Raw genomic sequence first — 17,236 nt, 5'->3', positions numbered from 1 at the left:
GGTGATAATGAAAATTATTATCATTTAAAAATGAAGGAGGAGTTTATTGTGTCTGCTCTATTAATTGTCGGTGCCGATCATTTAGGTAAAATTCCAAATAAATTAGCAACAGTAGGCTTTAAAGAAGTAATTCATGTGAGTGGGAGAAAGGTGCAGCAAGTGAAAAGAGAAATTCCAGCTCATATAGACTTAGTGCTAGTTCTTACAGATTACATAAATCATAATTTATCTTCCGTTTTAAAAAAGAAAGCAAATGAACAAGGTATTCCGATTTGTTATGCCAAACGTTCATGGTGTTCCATTTATCAGGCAATTGGTAGTTGCCAATATGAAGGCTGTCCAAATAAAGTTAATTGCCGTATTTAGAAACTAAACAGAAACAAGAAGGGGGATTTGGATGTCTAGCGTTTCCAATAATATAAATAGAAGTACTTCTAATGATAAAGTAAATTGTAATAACTTAGTACAGACAATGGTTAATCATGTAATAAGTAGCTATTACAATTTACCTGTATCAGAGCGAACCGTATTTCAGCTATTAACTCTAATTGCTGATCATTGGAAGAAGATTAATGAAAAGTGTTTTTCTTCAACGACAGAATATTACACTACTTTAGCTAAATCAACGGACTTTTTATTAAAAGGGTTAACCTATAATGAAGAAGCAAGTTTAGAAGCTTACAATGGACAGCCAGTTATCATTAATAAATTAAAAAGTAATAATGGAATTCATGCTACGGTATATTTAGTTGAAGTGGACCAAGAGGTAGCTATGAAGCTGTGTAATCAGGTTAGAAATAATTTAATGAAAAAGATAAGTAATGGAGAGCTATCGGTTCGTATATGTTCATTAGTTAATGGAAGTAGCTATAAGTTATATGAAAGAAGATAAAAATGAGGTCACTAGTGCCCATTTTTATTTTTTTTGTTATAAATATCTAGACAAAAAAATTAAAATATGAAAAAATAAATGTTGTATAAAGTCAACTTTATTGTAAAGGGTAAAAGGTCAATGTTTTTTTTGTGCTTTTTTTGCGCGAGAGAAACAATTTTATATGAATGAAAAAATTGTACGAACGTAAAGTATAATTTGAAGGAGGGAAATCTAGTGAAAAAGCTTTTATTTATGTTAATGTCAGCAATGGTTATGTCAGTATTTTTAGTTGCATGTGGTGGAGAAGGAAGTGAACAAGAAAGTGGTTCTGAAGAAGGGTTAAACATCACTACAAGTTTCTCAATTTTAGGAGATGTTGTTGGAAATGTTATTGGTGATCGTGGGACGGTAGAATACATTGTTCCAATCGGAGAGGAGCCACATGAATATGAGCCGATACCGAGTGATTTCCAAAAGGTAAATGATTCAAATGTCTTTTATGTAACTGGAATGGGGCTAGAAGGTTGGTTAGAAAAATTAGTACAAAATACTGGGGATGCTCCAGTCGTAACACTTTCAGAAGGTGTTACCGCAATTCCATTAGTGAACGAAGATGGTGAGGATCCACATATTTGGCTTGATGCTCAAAATGTGATCTTGTGGGTAAATAACCTAGTAGAAGACTTAGTTGAACGTGATCCTGAGGGAGAAGAAACGTATCGAGCAAATGCAGAAGCGTATATAAAAGAATTAGAGGAACTGGATGCTTGGATTAAAGCAGAGGTAAATACCATTCCTGAAGAAGTTCGCACGATAACGATTAGTGAGGATGCTTTCCGGTACTTTGGGCAAGCATACGGAATAGAAACTGCAGGTATTTGGGAACTGAATTCTCATGAAGAAGGAACACCTAGTCAAATTTCTAGATTGGTTGATATTATTAAAGAAAAAGATCTTCCTGCTGTATTCGTTGAAACAACAGTTGATAAAAGGTATATGGAAACAGTAGCAAATGATGCTGGAGTAGACATTGCTGGTGAAGTGTATACCGATGCTGTTGGACCAGAGGGTTCAGGAGCAGAAACATATATAAAAATGATGAAACATAACGTAAAAGTCTTTGTAGAAGGTTTAAAAAATTAATGCTCCACATTAAGTAGGAAACAATTAGATGAATAACAAAATCGCATTGGATTTCAACGTCCAATGCGATTTTGTTATTATTGTCTTTCTTGACACATACATCTTATAGAATAAGACATGCACATAAATTTATGCGGTCTTGCTAAGTCAAGTGTTCTTAGTAACTCTCTATTAAAAGAGCCGCATTAATATACCGATGACAACTAGAATTCCAAACCCAATCCAAAGGATCTTTTGAACTACCTTATTATTTAGGCGTCGACGTCGCCAACGATTTGGGTTGAATGTCACTTTCTCAGGATCATGGATGTGTGTATAAGTGTAAAAAGGTCGTGCCTTTACAAGGAAAATAGGTGCTAATGCGGCGCCCCCAATCAGACCAAATAAATGGGCAAGAATATTAATATTACTATTAATGAACGTCATGATAAGTCCAATAATTAATATCGTCATCACGATTTGTGAGTTTGCTTGGTCAATTAAATCTTTTCTGTTTAAAACCATATAGAGATATACGCCAAATAAACCAAAAATAGCACCAGATGCACCCAAATGTGGCGGGTAGGATAGACCTCCTAAATAAAAAGTAGCGATGTTAGCGATGATCCCCGCCGATAAATAAATCGTAATAAATTTAATTTTTCCGAGCATTTTTTCAAGAGCAGGTCCAAACAAAACGAGTGAAAATGAATTAAATAAAACATGCCCTACTCCTATATGCATAAAAATAGGAGTGATTAAGCGCCAGTATTCACCTTGAGCAACTGCTGGATTAAAACCAATTCCGATGTTTCGAATGAGATAGCCAAAGGGTAAAAAGTTCATCCAAACAAAAAGAAGTAGGTGAATGGCAACAATAACTGTAATTACAGGGTAGTTACGTCGGAAAGAGTAAAAGCTTTCATTACGTATAAACATAGAAAACCCACCTTTTTACTTCATTTCTCTTCCATACTATCATGAAATGAATAGGTTATGATAAGTTTATGATTACAAGGTGAGAATATCCCAACTGAAATTAAGAAAAGTTGGGAGGGGAGTTTTTTTTGAAATTGTCAATAATGAACGTAGAAACGTCAAAAGGGGTAAGGTTTTTATGATTATAGGAACAGGAATTGATATTGTTGAGATAAAAAGAATTCAGAAGGCGATCGAACGTACGGATAAATTTGTAATGCGGATTTTAACTCATAATGAAAGAAAAAAGTATAACGACTTGTCAAGTAAACGACAGATCGAATATTTAGCGGGACGGTTTGCAGCAAAGGAGGCTTTTGTAAAAGCGTTAGGTACCGGGATCTCCAAACAGGTTGGATGGCAAGATATTGAAGTATTGAATGATAAGTTTTCTGGAAAACCGATCATCTATTGGAATGGAGATGAAGTCGTACATATTTCCATTTCACACTCTAAAGAATATGCTGTAGCACAAGTAATTATTGAAAGCTCGTCAAGCTAGTCTGCATATTGTGGAAGTTTGTCTCATATAGTTGTAGTGCGGTTAGGAGAAAGCTTCGTTACAAAATGAGTAATGGACTAATAGACAGGGAGTAGAAAGGACGTGCGCTATTAATGATGAATGTCTTTACACGGGGTTTGTGATAAGCGATAGAAAGTGATAAAACTCTAGCTTCCTCTCACTCGGCATCATTGATATACTTCTTAGTTGGAAGCATTAGAGTTAAAAGCGTATACCTTCTGTCGGCTATTGCTTAGACTCAAGTCCGTGACATTACAAACTAAATGATAGGCACGTACTTCTTTCTCTTTGCTCACATAGCGATTGCTCCCGAATGGTAACGAACGTCTTTCTCTTTTGTCGTTAATTATGAGACAAAGGGGTGAACTAAAAGTGAGAAGGAAAGGACTAGTTGCATTGTTTGTCAGCGTCATTCTCACTCTTGTATTAGCGGGTTGCGGTGAAAAAACGCAAGAGGACATTATTGAAGGGTTAGACCAAAAGCTTAGCGAAATGACAGGTTATAAGACAGATGCTATGATGATTTTACAAACGGGTAAAGAGCCGCAGCAGTATGACGTGGAAGTTTGGCATCAAGTGGAAAATCATTATCGAGTCGCTTTAAAGAATGACGAAAAAAATCAAAGTCAAATCATTTTACGTAACGATGAAGGAGTGTTCGTATTAACACCAGCCCTCAATAAAAGCTTCCGTTTTCAAAGTGATTGGCCGAAAAACAACAGTCAAGTCTATTTATATGAATCTTTAATCTCTGATATTTTGAATGATCCAGAAAGAACGTTCCAAGCTACAGAGGATCATTATGTGTTCCAAACGAAAACGAACTACCAAAACAAAAATTTAAACAGCCAAGAAATCATGCTGAATAAAAAAGACTTAACGCCAGCATCGGTAAAGATCATGAATTCTGACTTACAGGTGCTCGTTCAAGTAAACTTTAGTTCGTTTTCCATGAACCCAAGCTTTAACGAAGATGATTTTGATATGGAACGAAATATGACAGCAGCACAAATGGGGAAAGAAGTTCCGACATTAGCTGATGTGTCAGAACCGTTAACTGTACTTTATCCATTATATGAGCCACAAGGTACAGCACTAACGAACTCAGAAACCGTTAGAACAGAGGATGGAGAAAAAGTAGTACTAACGTATACGGGAGACAATAACTTTACGTTAATTCAAGAAAAGAGTAGAGTCGTTTCAGCAAGTACACCAATGAATGTTAGTACCGGTGATCCTGTTGATTTAGGGTTTACTGTTGGTGTTATGTCAAACGGTTCATTAATGTGGACATATGAAGGTGTTGATTTTTATCTCGCATCAAATGATTTAGACGCTGAAGAAATGACGGCAATTGCTCGCTCGGTTTACGGTACACTAGAAAAATAATTAAAAGTTTGGTTCGGAGGCTGACTTCAAAGCGAAATGGTCTAGAGCTCGTATATAATATATTTGTGCAACAGTTAGTAATGCACAATATATGTTTAGACGTAGGCGCCTAGACACTTCATAGTCGGTCTCTTCTTTTTTTTAGGCTGTTTTCGTAAATCTGTTGGTTTTAGATCGTCTGCACGAAGTAAAGAAGATTGAAACTAAGACTCATGGAATGTTGACAGTAAGTCCAAAGAACAAGATAATCACAATAAAGAGAAGATGCTGTATGTATTTTTGGAAGGTGGAGAACGCATTGCAACGTTGGAATGACTCTTTTTATCGTGATACATGGGTCGAGGTCAACCTTGACCATATAAAGGAAAATGTAAGAAACATTAAAGCAAGCTTTAAACATACTATGGAAATTATGGCTGTTGTTAAGGCAGACGGATACGGACACGGGGCAATACCTGTTGCAGAAACAGCGCTTGAAGCAGGAGCTACTTATTTAGCGGTCGCCATATTAGATGAAGCTATTCAATTACGAATGGCTGGTATTAAAGCCCCTATACTTGTGTTAGGTGCGATTCGACCAGAAGATTTAGAAATAGCTGCAAGTCAGGATATAACTGTAACTGTTTTTTCAGTAGAGTGGTTGCAACGTGCTCAGTCGCTGTATCAAGGACAAAAGAAAATTAATATGCATATGAAATTCGATACAGGCATGGGGAGAATTGGTATAAGAGATCAGGAAGAAGGAAAGGCTGTAATAGAGGTTATCCAAGAAGATAACCGTTTTCGATTAGAAGGGTTGTATACTCATTTTGCAACTGCAGATGAACTATGTGATGACTACTTCAATATGCAGTATGAGCGTTTTACACATATTGTAAACTTGATGAAAGAGTGGAAAGTAGACGTTTCTATTATTCATTGCGGAAATAGTGCAACAGGACTAATGCATCCTAATCAGGCATTTAATATGTTTCGCCTCGGGATATCGATGTACGGACTCACTCCTTCTATTGACATAAAAGATAAATTGCCGGTACAACTTAAAGAAGCTTTTTCTCTTCACTCCAAGCTGATACAAGTCAAAAGAGTTCCACCAGGAGAAGGAATTAGTTATGGAATCACCTATAAAACAGAAGGGTGGGAATGGATTGGGACGATCCCGATTGGATATGCAGATGGGTGGTATCGATATCATTCTTTAAAACGCGGTTCTGTCTTAGTGAACGGAGAAAAGGTGCCTTTTGTCGGCAGAATATGTATGGATCAATGTATGGTAAAATTACTACATGAAGAACCTGCTAGAACACAAGTCACATTGATTGGTTCTCAAGGAGATCAAACGATTTCGATTGATGATGTCGCAGAACGTTTATCAACGATAAACTATGAAATACCTTGTATGATTGGTACTAGAATACCGAGAGTTTACCTCAAGAACAATCGAGTTTATGACGTAAAAAATAAAATAGTACCATAACGAAAAAATAATTTGCTATAAAATAATAAAGAACAACTTTGCAATTCAGTCTATAGAGTGCTATTATTAATACGGAATGTAAATAGGTCGTACCGTACGTTGATGGGGGTGTATGTTTGTGTCTGAACAAGCCACAAAGCGAATTATGATTAGTTTGCCGCAGAACCTTTTAAACGAAGTAGATGGGGTAGTTAAGCAAGAAAAAGTTAACCGGAGTGAATTTATCTCCCAGGCTACAAAAATGTATCTTCGAGAGCGAAAAAGACGTCAAATTCGTGAGTCGATGCAGCAGGGTTATATGGAAATGGCAAAGATCAACTTAAACATTGCATCAGAAGCCTTTCTTGCTGAGGAGGAAGCAGAGCACACCCTAGATCGCTTAGTTAGTGGGGTGTAGCTGTTGATTGTAAAACGTGGCGATGTTTACTTTGCTGATCTATCTCCTGTTGTTGGTTCAGAGCAAGGTGGAGTTAGGCCTGTTCTCATCATTCAAAACGATATCGGGAATCGGTTTAGTCCAACTGTCATCGTCGCGGCGATAACAGCCCAAATTCAAAAAGCTAAGTTACCGACTCATGTAGAGATAAATGCCAAGCGATATGGGTTTGATCGGGATTCAGTGATCTTGTTAGAGCAAATTCGGACGATTGATAAACAACGACTAACTGACAAAATCACACATTTGGACGATGATATGATGAGTCGAGTGGATGATGCGCTTCAAATTAGTTTAGGTCTTATTAATTTTTAATTTTAAATGTTTAAGCGTATGTAGAAAAGTTACTTCTCCTACTAAGATGAAGTAGCTTTTTTTATTTGTAGTGAAACTAAACCGTCAAACAGGCTGGATCTATGGAGCTGTTTGGCTTTTTTGTGTTTACTCGCTAGAAGTTCAAAGGATGTGTCGAAGGCTCCATTCCGTACGTCGCTAAACGGGCGCTTCCGCTTTTCATGTCTAGCTACAGGTGTCATTGGCTCGAGGTCGCTTCGGTCCATCAAACGTGTCAAAAAATCAGGACACTAATTGCTGGCCCTCCAGCGCTTGTCGCTAATAAGCAGACACCTTCCGCTTTTCTTTTATCAAGTGCATCTTTTGCAACTTTTTTGTTGGCATGAAATAATAGTGGGAAATGGAGGTGTCCTGGTTGCAGCCTGATATTATTGAAATCATTTTGCGAAACAAAGCTGATTTAAAAGTAAGGTGGTTACAAGAAGTTGAAGCAGTTCGTAAAGAAACGTATATGGAAAATGTTACTGAACACGTCTTTGAAAGTACAAATCAGGAATTTGTAGAATTGATCTTAGATACACTTCATTGGAGTCAAGCGGAGGCGACAGAACGAATTGGACAATATTCGAAACGTCTAGTTCAAGCAGGATTACAGTTGGAGTATATTACGCAAGGTTTACAAGCGTTTCGTCGTGTCATTCTCGAAATGTTAACAGAGCGAGAAAGTGATGGAAAAAGAATTGTTTTATTATTTTACGAAATCGAGACGTGGATTGATGGGATTCTTAATAAAGTTATCCATAATTATACAGGTTCATGGGAAAACACCTTTGAGTTACAAAAGCTGTCCTTATTAGAGCTTTCGGCACCGCTGATCCCTATTTTCGAAAATATTTCAATTATGCCTCTCATTGGAACGATCGATACAGCTAGAGCAAAATTAATAATGGAAAACTTATTAAATGGTGTCATTAAGCACCGGGCTCAAGTCGTTTTAATTGATATAACAGGAGTCCCCGTCGTTGATACAATGGTTGCCCACCATATTATTCAAGCGGCTGAAGCGGTACGACTTGTAGGTTCAAAGTGTATTTTAGTAGGTATTAGACCGGAAATTGCACAAACGATCGTTAACTTAGGTATTGACCTAAGTCAATTTCCAACCAAGAGTACGCTCCGAATAGGAGTCCAAACTGCACTTGAACTCACAAATAGACAAATCATAGATAGATAGATTTTTAGGAAGTTGAACATACATTAAAAGAGTAGGTGACCTGAGAATGAGTATGAGAATCCCGATTTTAAAATTGAAAGAATATTTACTCGTCAGTGTCCAAGTTGAGCTTGATGATCAAACCGCACTTCAATTTCAAGAAGATTTACTCAATAAAATTCATCGAGAAGGTTCAATGGGGGTCGTAATTGACTTAACCTCTGTGGAAATGATTGATTCATTTATTGCTAAAGTTCTCGGTGATGTTGTTGATATGTCTAATTTAATGGGAGCAAAAGTGGTGCTTACCGGAATACAGCCTGCTGTAGCCATCACATTAGTAGATATGGGAATTAGGTTAGGTGGTGTCCAAACGGCGCTCGACTTAGAGCAAGGGTTGGAAAAGTTGCAGCAAGTATTGGAGGGGTAAGGATGGCGGTCCAATCCTGTGTAGAGGTTAAGAGTGAATGGGAAATTGTCGGAGCTAGACAAGTTGGTAGAAATTTAGCTAAAGAAATTGGCTTTGGAACAGTAGACCAGGCAAGGATTGCAACGGCTATTTCTGAACTGGCACGAAACATTTATTTATATGCAAAAAAAGGAACGATTTGTATTGAACGAGTCGTTGGTACAGAAACAAATGCATTTCAACCGGGAATAAAAATTACAGCTTCAGATCATGGGCCAGGAATAGAAGATATCCGACAAGTGATGGAAGATGGATATACGACTTCTGGAGGGCTAGGAGCTGGATTACCTGGTGTTAAGCGGTTAATGGATGACTTTCAAATCGAAACGAGCGTAGGAGAAGGAACAGTAATATCGGTAACAAAATGGCTTAAATAAGGAGGAAAACCTGTGATTGAAGCCGAGAATCGAGATTTATCTTTACAATCCGATTATAAAGATTTACTACGTGCTTTTTTGGAAAATAAAAGTGAACAGGGCTTATATGACGCGCAGCAATATAGTAAACGATTGCTTGAAAATCAAATTTCTCCCGAAGAGATGGTAAGCCTTCACTGTGCAGTTTTAGAAGAGGTGTTTGAGGAGCTTTCGGTGGATATAAAAGCTTCGTTTTCATTTTTACTTGAAGTAATGATCGGTTATGGGTTAGCTTACCGAGAACACCAAAGTTTAAGGGATAAACAAATAGAATTAGAAATGCAAATCGATGTAGCTGCAAATATGCAACAAACCCTTTTACCTAAAAAAATGCCACAAATGCAAGAACTTGATATCGGAGTGATAAGTGTACCGGCAGGAAAAATGAGTGGGGATTATTATTATGGTGTTAAAAGTGAGTGTGGACAGCTTGGAGTCGCAATTGCAGATATAATTGGAAAAGGTATCCCTGCAGCGATGTGTATGTCGATGATTAAATATGCTATTGATAGTTTGCTTGCTTATTCGATGCAACCAAGTGCATTACTTGAAAATTTAAATCGTGTTGTTGAACAAAATGTTGATTCAAGTATGTTTATTACGATGATGTATGGAGCATATGACCCGAATGATCATATATTTGTATACTCAGGTGCAGGGCATGAGCCAGGTTTTTACTTCAAGGTTAGCGAAAATAAATTTACAGATTTATACGCAAAAGGGCTTGTACTAGGAGTGTCTAATAAGACGCAGTATCGGGAATACAAGCAAGAAGTGCATGTAGGTGATGTTATCGTTTTATTATCAGATGGTGTAACGGAATGCAGAGTAGGAGAGCGCTTTATTGAACGTCAGGAAATAACAGACCTTCTCAGGCGTTATATGAGTCTACCTGCGCAAGATATTGTTGAGAAAGTGTATGATGAACTTGTGCAGTTGCAAGATTTTGAACTGAATGATGATTTTACGTTAATGTTTTTACGAAGACAGGTTTAAGTCATTTCATAATGTGGTAAATACATGGGTAATTACTATATTCAGGAGGTTTATTATGAATTTAGAAATACGCCAGAAAACAAAAGGGAATGTCCACTTATTATATTTATCAGGCGAAGTAGACGCGTTTACAGCACCTAAATTAAGAGAAGTACTCATTCCTCTGACAGAAGAAAGTAGTATGAAAGTGATTGTCGACTTAACGGACGTAGATTACATTGATAGTACGGGTTTGGGTATTTTTATCGGAGCCTTAAAATCAACCCATAATTATAATAGCCACATCCAACTTCAAGGGTTGTCTAATCGATTACAACGGTTGTTTAAAATAACAGGATTAGATGAAGTTATTGATATAGAGGACCAAGAAAAGGAGGAAATGCAATGACCCGCAATAGTGATCGCATCGAGATGAAAGTTCCTGCAAAACCGGAGTATGTAGGGGTCATCCGTTTGACTGTTTCTGGAATTGCAAATCGAATTGGGTATACGTACGATGACATAGAAGATATAAAAATTGCTGTTGCAGAAGCATGTACGAACGTAGTAGAGCACGCATACGAGGGAGAGGGAACCATTTCAGTTACCTTTCACGTATTTGCGGATCGATTAGAAGTGTTAGTGGCAGATAATGGTGAAAGCTTTGATATAGAGGGAATTAGGAATAAGTTAGGGCCGATTGATAGCAGTCAACCAGTCAATGAATTAAAAGAAGGAGGGCTGGGGCTCTTTCTTATTAATACGTTAATGGATAAGGTAGAAATTTGTGATGAGGATGGCGTTATCCTAATGATGACAAAGTACTTAGGAAGAGATGGGGTGGAACGTTATGTCGACGAAACCTCAGCAACTACCCAACAGTAAAGATGACGTAATTCTTTGGATTAAGCAATATCAAGAAAATGAATTAGAAGAAGCTCAAATCAAGTTAGTTGAACATTATAAGCCGCTTGTGCAAACGCTATCTCGTAAGTTTTCGAGAGGGCCAGAGCATGCTGAGGATCTTTTTCAAGTAGGGATGCTAGGTTTACTAGGTGCCATTCGGCGTTTTGATGTATCGGTTGGAAAAAGCTTCGAATCATTTGCTATTCCGACAGTCATTGGTGAAATTAAGCGGTATATTCGAGATAAGACGTGGAGTGTCCATGTTCCAAGAAGAATTAAAGAGCTAGGACCGAAAATAAAAAAAGCAGTGGATCAATTAACAAACGAACTGCAGCGCTCGCCAAAGGTCGAGGAGATAGCAGAACTCCTTAATGTTTCTGTTGAAGAAGTGTTAGAAGCAATGGAAATGGGGAGAAGTTATCAAGCTTTATCTGTTGATCGACCACTAGAAGCCGATCAAGAAGGTGGAGAATCAACCTTATTAGATCTTGTTGGTCGAAAAGAAAAGGGATATGAACAGACGGACCAGCGAATGCTTCTAGAAAAAGTCTTTAGTGTATTGAGTGAACGGGAAAGGAACATTTTGCAGTTGACTTATTATGAAAATTTAAGTCAGAAAGAGACGGGGGAGCGGTTAGGTATTTCACAAATGCATGTATCGAGGCTACTACGAAGGGCGTTACAAAAATTACGTGAGGCCATTCATGTGAAATCTACGGAGTGTCTTAAATGATTGATTTTCACCAAAAACAACACGTTTATGTATCGACCTATCAACAACCGAAAAAAGGAAATACATTATGTGGGGACTCTTATCTTGTTGTTGAATCGGACGATTATGTCATATGTGCTGTTTCTGATGGATTAGGTAGTGGTGAACCTGCGCACGCTGCTTCAGTTACTGTAATGAACGTTATTAAAGAAAATCATCGTAAAAGTGTGCAAATGATGGTTGAGTTATGTAATGAAAAGCTGGTAGCAAAACGAGGTGTCGTTTTAACGATCGTCAAGTTTGATTGTCGAGAAAGAACCGCCTACTATAGCAGTATTGGAAATGTCGGATTTTTGTTTTATTCACCCAAAGGACAAATGTTACGCCCTATTCCGAATCGAGGGTTTTTATGTGGGCGAAAAGTTGGTGTGAAAACGGAGTGTTTCCCGTATGAACCAGGCAGTGTTTTTGTCATGTATTCGGATGGAGTCAAGCTTAGTGGTTTAAAACGAGAAAACTTAATTGATTTGAACTCTAGAGAAAAAGCGAGTCATTTTATTGAAAAACATGTAAACACTACTGATGATGATCTAGCGATACTTATTGGACAACTACTTTAACACCCATATCATAAATCGCATTGGGTTACTATTCCCAATGTGATTTTTAATGATTGTGGCTTATTTCATTCAAGCACATGATAGCAAATATGAAATTTGATTTGTTGCAAATACGGAACCCGTTAATTTAAAGCCAGTCTCTTTTCTTTTTTTGGTCAAAGGATTGAAGGGGAAGGTGTCGAAGGATTAGTAAGGCTAGTTCACTTTTTGGCATAATTCACTATAATAGAAGAAATGCTAACTGTGGCAAGATGTATAGAGGAGAGATGAATTTGAGTAGTAATGAAGTCCGTCAACAAATGATGATGAAAATTAGTAAAGAATTAAACTTACCAACGAAAACGATTAAACAAGTCATCGAACTGATTGAAGAAGGGAATACCGTCCCATTTATTGCACGTTATCGAAAGGAATTAACAGGCGGAATAGATGAGGTGCAAATCCGCTCAATAACGGAAACATGGCAATATGCTGTAAACTTAAGTGAAAGAAAAGGCGAAGTCATTCGGCTAATTGAGGAGCAAGGAAAACTTACAAGTGAATTAAAAACGGCGATTGAGAAAGCAGAAAAGCTCCAAGAGGTAGAAGACTTGTATCGTCCATATAAACAAAAGCGCAGGACAAAAGCGACGATTGCAAAAGAAAAAGGGCTCGAGCCTTTGGCTGCTTGGTTGTTCTCTTTACCAAAGTCAGTAAATGTAGAAGAAGAGGCAAGTAAATATATTTCAGAAGAGCATGAGGTTAATACATTGGAGGAGGCACTCCAAGGTGCAAAAGATATTATTGCAGAGTGGGTTTCAGATGATGCAGAGGTACGAAAGCATATAAGAGAGTTAACGTTTAAAGATGGGATCATCGTAACTAAAGGAAAGGATACGGATAAGGACGAAAAAGGTATTTATGAAATGTATTATGAGTATGAGGAACCGGTCAAACGAGTCGTTCCCCATCGTATACTTGCGATGAACCGGGGTGAAAAAGAGGATGTCTTACGTGTGGGAATTAAGTTCCCTATTCAAAAAATTGAAGCCTATATGCAAAGAAACTACATAGGAAATAAAAGTTCGAGTGCAGTACCGTTTGTAACTGAGGCAATTGAAGACGGTTATAAACGTTTAATAGAGCCTTCAATAGAGCGTGAAATTCGCAATGAACTTACGACTAAAGCAGAGGAGCAAGCGATACATATTTTTTCAGAAAACTTACGAAACCTCTTGCTTCAGCCACCGATAAAAGATCATACGGTGCTCGGTGTTGACCCAGCGTATCGAACCGGTTGTAAATTGGGAGTCGTAGATGATACAGGTAAGGTTTTAGATATAACGGTGATTTACCCAACCCCGCCACATAATAAAGTGGAAGAAGCGAAGAAAGTAGTTAACCGATTGATTGAGCAGCATAAGATAGATGTGATTGCGATTGGTAACGGGACAGCTTCAAGAGAAACGGAACAGTTTATTGCTGATTTAATACAGGAAAATAACTTATCAGTATCTTATTTAATCGTAAACGAAGCAGGTGCGAGTGTGTATTCTGCTTCTGAACTTGGACGAGAAGAGTTTCCGGATTTGCAAGTTGAGGAACGAAGTGCGGTCTCCATCGCTCGTCGCTTACAAGATCCACTAGCTGAGCTAGTAAAAATTGACCCTAAATCTGTTGGGGTCGGTCAATATCAGCACGACGTTTCACAAAAAAGATTAGCTGAGTCTTTAGGCTTTGTTGTAGAAACCGCTGTAAACCGCGTAGGAGTAAATGTGAATACAGCATCGCCATCACTGCTTCAATATGTTGCAGGGCTATCAAAGGTAGTTGCAAATAATGTTGTTAAAAAACGTAATGAAGAAGGAAAGTTTACCTCTCGTCAACAATTGAAAAAGGTGCCTCGCCTTGGTGAGAAGACATACGAACAGTGTATAGGCTTTTTAAGAATTTCTGAAGGAGACAACCCTTTAGATAATACAGCGATCCATCCAGAGTCATACCCTGAAACGAAACGATTGCTTGAGGCAGTTGGTGCCAGTATGGAGGACCTGGGAACGGAGTCGTTAAAAGAAAAACTCCAGCAGATTTCATTGTCAGAAACAGCTCAAGAGCTTGAAATTGGAGAACCGACATTAAAGGATATTATTGATGCCCTTATTAGACCTGGACGAGACCCTCGTGATGATTTAGCAAAACCTTTATTGAAAAAAGGGGTGTTAGCTCTCGAAGATTTACAGAAGGGAATGGAATTACAAGGGACGGTTCGAAATGTCGTTGATTTTGGAGCATTTATAGATATTGGTGTTAAGCAAGATGGCCTTGTTCATATTTCTAAATTAAGCAACCGGTTTGTGAAGCACCCGCTTGAAGTTGTAGCAGTGGGTGAAGTTGTTACTGTATGGGTTGACGACGTAGATATGAAAAAGCAGAGAGTCGCTTTAACGATGGTAAAACCAGAAAAACAATTGAATTAAAAAAAGAGGCTAACTGCAAATCGCGGTTAGCCTCTTTTCTCAATTGCTGTATTTTTTTTGAATTGTGTTTTTTGATAATAGAACCAACATTGGTTGAGAAGCTTGATTTGGTAACGGTTTTTTTGAAAGAAAGCAGTTTTTAGTTGCTTTCTTAGCCAGTAGGGCATAGGCTAGCAGCTCCTTATTCATTTATGTTACTATGATTAATATATGTATTACAGTTTGTCAAAGTTGATTGAAATCTTAAAGTAATTATTTAAGGAGCTAAAGATCGTGACGCAAGAAGAGCTGCAATTCATTGTTGAAGAAGTTTCATTATCTTATTTTAAGCGGCCTTTTCTGCATGAAGCTAGGTTTAACCCTCGTCTTCGAACAACAGGTGGTCGATATTTATTGCACACACATGATATTGAAATTAATCCGAAACAATATGAAGCATTTGGGAAAGAAGAATTAATTTCAATTATTAAACACGAATTATGCCATTATCATTTGCACATTCAAAAAAGGGGATATAAACATAGAGATAAAGATTTCAAAGATTTATTAAGTCAAGTTGGAGGAGCAAGGTATTGTAAATCGCTGTCTAATGAAAGAATATCCTCAAAGAGACGATATACTATCGAATGTACAAGTTGTTCAATAAAGTATATAAGGAAGAGAAAGTTGAACCTTTCGCGATACGCTTGTGGAAGGTGTGGAGGAAAATTAAGGATGATAAAAATGGATATTGACCACTAGTTTCGTCTGTGCTATATTATAGAAGTCGCTGAGAGACAGCTTGCTTTTCTACTAATTATTTTTAGAAAAGTGTTGACGCAGCGAATTTTTTCTTGTATTATATTTTAAGTCTGATATTATTCCACAGTAGCTCAGTTGGTAGAGCAATCGGCTGTTAACCGATCGGTCGCAGGTTCGAGTCCTGCCTGTGGAGCCAGTGGAGAAGTACTCAAGTGGCTGAAGAGGTGCCCCTGCTAAGGGTATAGGTCGGGTAACCGGCGCGAGGGTTCAAATCCCTCCTTCTCCGCCATTATTTTATGGCCCGTTGGTCAAGCGGTTAAGACACCGCCCTTTCACGGCGGTAACACGGGTTCGAATCCCGTACGGGTCACCATACTAGAAGTTAAAGGATGGAAATCCGAAGTTAGAGCATAGGTTGCATCCGTAAGGTTAACTTACGCTTCACTATTAGATTTTTTACATTTAAAATCCAGACTGGAGGATTAGCTCAGCTGGGAGAGCACCTGCCTTACAAGCAGGGGGTCGGCGGTTCGAGCCCGTCATCCTCCACCATTATTATTCAATTGTAACATTTTATAGATAGTGTGCATCTATTATTCTGTAGCGGTTTTGTGGTCCCGTGGTGTAGCGGTTAACATGCCTGCCTGTCACGCAGGAGATCGCGGGTTCGATTCCCGTCGGGACCGCCATTTTTTATTTTAAATTAAATTTATATTATGCGGGTGTGGCGGAATTGGCAGACGCGCTAGACTTAGGATCTAGTGTCTTTGACGTGGGGGTTCGAGTCCCTTCACCCGCACCAGTAGTGGAATTTATAGAGCGGTCGTGGCGGAATGGCAGACGCGCTAGCTTGAGGGGCTAGTGGGGGCAACCCCGTGGAGGTTCGAGTCCTCTCGACCGCACCAAGAAGTTTAATGAAAATAGGGGCGCCCTTAGCTCAGCTGGATAGAGTGTTTGACTACGAATCAAAAGGTCGGGAGTTCGAATCTCTCAGGGCGCACCATTATTTAGAAGCGAGAAGTTGGAAATAAGAAGTTAGAAGTCGTTTATAGATGTAATTGCAGTGCTCTAATTTCTATTGTCCTACATCTAGCCTCTATAGTTTACGGGAAGTGGCTCAGCTTGGTAGAGCACCTGGTTTGGGACCAGGGGGTCGCAGGTTCAAATCCTGTCTTCCCGACCATCATATGCGGGTGTAGTTTAATGGTAAAACTCTAGCCTTCCAAGCTAATGTCGTGGGTTCGATTCCCATCACCCGCTCCAATTATTTATTGGGGGCCTATAGCTCAGCTGGTTAGAGCGCACGCCTGATAAGCGTGAGGTCGGTGGTTCGAGTCCACTTAGGCCCACCAGAAAAAAAGTGTTGACAGTGATTTGATGAATGTGATAACATAGAGAAGTCGCTTTTGACACACTAAAAAGTTCTTTGAAAACTGAACAAAAAGCCAAGCGAAATAAAGAGATACATGATATCTCGTCAATGTTTTAAAACGTCACGTTTGTGACAGTGAGCTTAATCAAACACTTTTATGGAGAGTTTGATCCTGGCTCAGGACGAACGCTGGCGGCGTGCCTAATACATGCAAGTCGAGCGGACCAATTAAGAGCTTGCTCTTAATTGGTTAGCGGCGGACG

At 38.5% G+C, this 17,236-nt stretch carries 20 protein-coding genes, 11 tRNA genes and 1 rRNA gene; 30 read left to right on the top strand and 2 right to left on the bottom strand.

Going from position 1 to position 17,236, the window contains the following annotated elements; translation table 11 throughout:
* The first annotated feature begins 48 nt into the window (after positions 1-48).
* The 3 genes from J0N78_RS21240 (at position 49) to J0N78_RS21230 (ending at position 2,017) form a co-directional block, all read left to right on the top strand.
* Positions 49-366 (top strand): DUF2325 domain-containing protein, encoded by a 318-nt coding sequence (locus J0N78_RS21240; RefSeq protein WP_209125123.1) that lies wholly within the window; start codon positions 49-51, stop codon positions 364-366.
* Positions 367-397: 31 nt separating this feature from the next.
* The gene (locus J0N78_RS21235; protein WP_209125122.1) at positions 398-892 is read left to right on the top strand and encodes a hypothetical protein; all 495 of its coding nucleotides are present in this window, start codon (positions 398-400) and stop codon (positions 890-892) included.
* A 216-nt stretch (positions 893-1,108) separates the two neighbouring features.
* Entirely contained in the window at positions 1,109-2,017 is a 909-nt protein-coding gene (locus J0N78_RS21230; protein ID WP_307794987.1) for a metal ABC transporter substrate-binding protein, read from the top strand.
* Positions 2,018-2,188: 171 nt separating this feature from the next.
* Here the strand turns inward: J0N78_RS21230 and J0N78_RS21225 are convergent, their stop codons facing one another.
* Positions 2,189-2,935 carry a rhomboid family intramembrane serine protease gene (locus J0N78_RS21225; RefSeq protein WP_209125121.1) on the bottom strand — a complete coding sequence of 249 codons (747 nt, stop codon included), beginning with the start codon at positions 2,933-2,935 and terminating at the stop codon, positions 2,189-2,191.
* Between the two features lie 178 nt (positions 2,936-3,113).
* On the opposite strand from J0N78_RS21225, the gene acpS reads away from it, so the two are divergent.
* From acpS to J0N78_RS21155, 14 genes are all read left to right on the top strand, one after another.
* Positions 3,114-3,476: a holo-ACP synthase gene (gene acpS, locus J0N78_RS21220; RefSeq protein ID WP_209125120.1), complete on the top strand. Its 363-nt coding sequence runs from the start codon at positions 3,114-3,116 to the stop codon at positions 3,474-3,476.
* 369 nt (positions 3,477-3,845) lie between these two features.
* Positions 3,846-4,886, top strand: coding sequence for a LolA family protein (locus J0N78_RS21215; protein ID WP_209125119.1), 1,041 nt, complete (start codon positions 3,846-3,848; stop codon positions 4,884-4,886).
* Between the two features lie 298 nt (positions 4,887-5,184).
* A complete protein-coding gene (gene alr / locus J0N78_RS21210) occupies positions 5,185-6,363 on the top strand; it encodes an alanine racemase (RefSeq protein WP_247747470.1) in 1,179 nt (392 codons plus the stop codon).
* A gap of 112 nt (positions 6,364-6,475) precedes the next feature.
* Positions 6,476-6,760 (top strand): CopG family ribbon-helix-helix protein, encoded by a 285-nt coding sequence (locus J0N78_RS21205; protein WP_247747469.1) that lies wholly within the window; start codon positions 6,476-6,478, stop codon positions 6,758-6,760.
* Between the two features lie 3 nt (positions 6,761-6,763).
* The gene (locus J0N78_RS21200) at positions 6,764-7,114 is read left to right on the top strand and encodes a type II toxin-antitoxin system PemK/MazF family toxin (RefSeq protein WP_075387512.1); all 351 of its coding nucleotides are present in this window, start codon (positions 6,764-6,766) and stop codon (positions 7,112-7,114) included.
* A 394-nt stretch (positions 7,115-7,508) separates the two neighbouring features.
* Positions 7,509-8,327, top strand: a complete 819-nt coding sequence (locus tag J0N78_RS21195) for an STAS domain-containing protein (protein WP_209125116.1) — start codon at positions 7,509-7,511, stop codon at positions 8,325-8,327.
* 52 nt (positions 8,328-8,379) lie between these two features.
* Positions 8,380-8,736: an STAS domain-containing protein gene (locus J0N78_RS21190; RefSeq protein ID WP_209125171.1), complete on the top strand. Its 357-nt coding sequence runs from the start codon at positions 8,380-8,382 to the stop codon at positions 8,734-8,736.
* 2 nt (positions 8,737-8,738) lie between these two features.
* Positions 8,739-9,152, top strand: a complete 414-nt coding sequence (locus tag J0N78_RS21185; RefSeq protein WP_209125115.1) for an anti-sigma regulatory factor — start codon at positions 8,739-8,741, stop codon at positions 9,150-9,152.
* A gap of 12 nt (positions 9,153-9,164) precedes the next feature.
* A complete protein-coding gene (locus J0N78_RS21180; protein WP_307794986.1) occupies positions 9,165-10,187 on the top strand; it encodes a PP2C family protein-serine/threonine phosphatase in 1,023 nt (340 codons plus the stop codon).
* A gap of 55 nt (positions 10,188-10,242) precedes the next feature.
* Entirely contained in the window at positions 10,243-10,575 is a 333-nt protein-coding gene (locus tag J0N78_RS21175; RefSeq protein ID WP_209125114.1) for an STAS domain-containing protein, read from the top strand.
* Positions 10,572-11,051: an anti-sigma B factor RsbW gene (gene rsbW / locus J0N78_RS21170; protein ID WP_209125113.1), complete on the top strand. Its 480-nt coding sequence runs from the start codon at positions 10,572-10,574 to the stop codon at positions 11,049-11,051. The genes J0N78_RS21175 and rsbW overlap by 4 nt, the downstream gene beginning before the upstream one ends.
* On the top strand, positions 11,017-11,805 hold the full coding sequence (sigB, locus tag J0N78_RS21165) for an RNA polymerase sigma factor SigB (RefSeq protein ID WP_209125112.1): 789 nt from the start codon (positions 11,017-11,019) through the stop codon (positions 11,803-11,805). The genes rsbW and sigB overlap by 35 nt, the downstream gene beginning before the upstream one ends.
* Positions 11,802-12,404, top strand: coding sequence for a PP2C family serine/threonine-protein phosphatase (locus J0N78_RS21160; RefSeq protein WP_209125111.1), 603 nt, complete (start codon positions 11,802-11,804; stop codon positions 12,402-12,404). The genes sigB and J0N78_RS21160 overlap by 4 nt, the downstream gene beginning before the upstream one ends.
* Before the next feature lie 302 nt (positions 12,405-12,706).
* Positions 12,707-14,860, top strand: a complete 2,154-nt coding sequence (locus tag J0N78_RS21155) for a Tex family protein (protein WP_374193951.1) — start codon at positions 12,707-12,709, stop codon at positions 14,858-14,860.
* A gap of 26 nt (positions 14,861-14,886) precedes the next feature.
* Here J0N78_RS21155 and cmpA read toward each other — a convergent pair whose 3' ends face one another.
* Positions 14,887-15,027 (bottom strand): cortex morphogenetic protein CmpA, encoded by a 141-nt coding sequence (gene cmpA / locus J0N78_RS21150; RefSeq protein ID WP_209125110.1) that lies wholly within the window; start codon positions 15,025-15,027, stop codon positions 14,887-14,889.
* A 106-nt stretch (positions 15,028-15,133) separates the two neighbouring features.
* Between cmpA and J0N78_RS21145 the strand changes: the two genes are divergently transcribed.
* From J0N78_RS21145 to J0N78_RS21085, 13 genes are all read left to right on the top strand, one after another.
* Positions 15,134-15,601 (top strand): SprT family protein, encoded by a 468-nt coding sequence (locus tag J0N78_RS21145; protein WP_209125109.1) that lies wholly within the window; start codon positions 15,134-15,136, stop codon positions 15,599-15,601.
* Between the two features lie 120 nt (positions 15,602-15,721).
* Positions 15,722-15,797: transfer RNA gene (locus J0N78_RS21140), tRNA-Asn, on the top strand.
* A 2-nt stretch (positions 15,798-15,799) separates the two neighbouring features.
* Positions 15,800-15,890: transfer RNA gene (locus tag J0N78_RS21135), tRNA-Ser, on the top strand.
* 9 nt (positions 15,891-15,899) lie between these two features.
* Positions 15,900-15,974, top strand: a tRNA-Glu gene (locus tag J0N78_RS21130).
* Between the two features lie 103 nt (positions 15,975-16,077).
* Positions 16,078-16,153 (top strand) — tRNA-Val (locus tag J0N78_RS21125).
* Between the two features lie 61 nt (positions 16,154-16,214).
* Positions 16,215-16,290 (top strand) — tRNA-Asp (locus tag J0N78_RS21120).
* A 29-nt stretch (positions 16,291-16,319) separates the two neighbouring features.
* Positions 16,320-16,403: transfer RNA gene (locus J0N78_RS21115), tRNA-Leu, on the top strand.
* Between the two features lie 17 nt (positions 16,404-16,420).
* Positions 16,421-16,506, top strand: a tRNA-Leu gene (locus tag J0N78_RS21110).
* A gap of 21 nt (positions 16,507-16,527) precedes the next feature.
* Positions 16,528-16,604 (top strand) — tRNA-Arg (locus tag J0N78_RS21105).
* Positions 16,605-16,707: 103 nt separating this feature from the next.
* A tRNA-Pro gene (locus J0N78_RS21100) sits at positions 16,708-16,784 on the top strand.
* A gap of 6 nt (positions 16,785-16,790) precedes the next feature.
* Positions 16,791-16,864, top strand: a tRNA-Gly gene (locus J0N78_RS21095).
* A 12-nt stretch (positions 16,865-16,876) separates the two neighbouring features.
* Positions 16,877-16,953: transfer RNA gene (locus tag J0N78_RS21090), tRNA-Ile, on the top strand.
* A gap of 174 nt (positions 16,954-17,127) precedes the next feature.
* A 16S ribosomal RNA gene (locus J0N78_RS21085) occupies positions 17,128-17,236 on the top strand; the annotation flags it as partial.

It is taken from the genome of Alkalihalobacillus sp. BA299, assembly GCF_017745675.1.
GTDB lineage: Bacteria > Bacillota > Bacilli > Bacillales > Bacillaceae_F > Alkalihalobacterium.
Note: the sequence above shows the minus strand (reverse complement) of the source record. Positions and strands in the feature narration are given on the sequence as shown.